2 rRNA genes (1 of these 2 running past the window's edge) are annotated in these 2,105 nt (G+C 50.6%); both read right to left on the bottom strand.

Going from position 1 to position 2,105, the window contains the following annotated elements:
• Positions 1 to 146 precede the first annotated feature (146 nt).
• Positions 147 to 259, bottom strand: a 5S ribosomal RNA gene (gene rrf / locus FDM28_RS06485).
• A 153-nt stretch (positions 260 to 412) separates the two neighbouring features.
• Positions 413 to 2,105, bottom strand: a 23S ribosomal RNA gene (locus FDM28_RS06480) (it continues 1,185 nt past the right edge of the window).

Raw genomic sequence — 2,105 nt, 5'->3', positions numbered from 1 at the left:
CTTGCTGTGATCAGCGAAGCCTCAAATTATGACACACTTTTTAAGTCGCCGTCAAACTTAGCGAACATTTCTTGCTTTTTTTAGCACTGCTACCAGCACTAAAAAAAACACCCCGCCACTTGACGGGGTGTTTCTCACTGTAAATAGCCTGACGATGACCTACTTTCACACGGGGATCCGCACTATCATCGGCGCTGACTCGTTTCACTGTCCTGTTCGGGATGGGAAGGAGTGGTACCAAGTCGCTATGGTCGTCAGGCATAACTTTTTGTCACCCAGACACAAGGTCTAGGCAACCAATTTATAGAGCTAATCAGCTTGTCTTTTACGACGCCATCTCGCTTAGAGATGGTCATTTGAATGCGTCAACTTGGCATAACTTCCTTGAAACACTTACGTGCATCAAAGTTATAGGGTCAAGCCGCACGAGCAATTAGTATCAGTTAGCTTAACGCATTACTGCGCTTCCACACCTGACCTATCAACGTCCTGGTCTTGAACGACTCTTCAGGGGGCTCAAGGCCCCGGCAGATCTCATCTTGAAACGAGTTTCCCGCTTAGATGCTTTCAGCGGTTATCTCTTCCACACTTAGCTACTCGGCAATGCCACTGGCGTGACAACCGATACACCAGAGGTGTGTCCACTCCGGTCCTCTCGTACTAGGAGCAGGCTTCCTCAAATCTGCAGCGCCCACGGAAGATAGGGACCAAACTGTCTCACGACGTTTTAAACCCAGCTCACGTACCTCTTTAAATGGCGAACAGCCATACCCTTGGGACCGGCTACAGCCCCAGGATGAGATGAGCCGACATCGAGGTGCCAAACACCGCCGTCGATATGAACTCTTGGGCGGTATCAGCCTGTTATCCCCAGAGTACCTTTTATCCGTTGAGCGATGGCCCTTCCATACAGAACCACCGGATCACTATGTCCTGCTTTCGCATCTGCTCGACTTGTCAGTCTCGCAGTTAAGCACGCTTATGCCATTGCACTATCATCACGATGTCCGACCGTAACTAGCGTACCTTCGAACTCCTCCGTTACGCTTTGGGAGGAGACCGCCCCAGTCAAACTGCCTACCATGCACTGTCCCCGATCCAGATAATGGACCTAGGTTAGAACCTCAAACACACCAGGGTGGTATTTCAACGTTGGCTCCATAAGATCTAGCGACCCTACTTCAAAGCCTCCCACCTATCCTACACAGATCTGTTCAAAGTCCAATACAAAGCTACAGTAAAGGTTCATGGGGTCTTTCCGTCTTTCCGCGGGGAGATTGCATCATCACAAACATTTCAACTTCGCTGAGTCTCGGGAGGAGACAGTGTGGCCATCGTTACGCCATTCGTGCAGGTCGGAACTTACCCGACAAGGAATTTCGCTACCTTAGGACCGTTATAGTTACGGCCGCCGTTTACTGGGACTTCAATCAAGAGCTTGCACCCCATCATTTAATCTTCCAGCACCGGGCAGGCGTCACACCCTATACGTCCACTTTCGTGTTTGCAGAGTGCTGTGTTTTTAATAAACAGTCGCAGCCACCGATTTTTTGCAACCTCATTGGGCTCCATCCGCGAGGGACTTCACCTACTAAAGGCACACCTTCTTCCGAAGTTACGGTGTCAATTTGCCGAGTTCCTTCTCCCGAGTTCTCTCAAGCGCCTTAGAATACTCATCTCGCGCACCAGTGTCGGTTTGCGGTACGGTCGTGTGTAGCTGAAGCTTAGTGGCTTTTCCTGGAAGCAGGGTATCACTCACTTCGAGTGCAAGCACTCTCGTTATCACTCCTCATCTAAGCCCGGCGGATTTGCCTACCAGGCACGACTACAAGCTTGAACCAACATGTCCAACAGTTGGCTGAGTTAACCTTCTCCGTCCCCACATCGCACTACACATCGGTACAGGAATATTGACCTGTTTCCCATCAGCTACGCATCTCTGCCTCGCCTTAGGGGCCGACTCACTCTACGCCGATGAACGTTGCGTAGAAAACCTTGCGCTTACGGCGAGGGGGCTTTTCACCCCCTTTAACGCTACTCATGTCAGCATTCGCACTTCTGATACCTCCAGCATGCTTTACAACACACCTTCACAGGCTTACAGA

It is taken from the genome of Rhodoferax bucti, assembly GCF_005876985.1.
Classification (GTDB): Bacteria; Pseudomonadota; Gammaproteobacteria; order Burkholderiales; family Burkholderiaceae_C; genus Allorhodoferax; species Allorhodoferax bucti.
The sequence above is the reverse complement of the archived record's forward strand: the minus strand, read 5'-3'. Positions and strand labels throughout refer to the sequence as shown.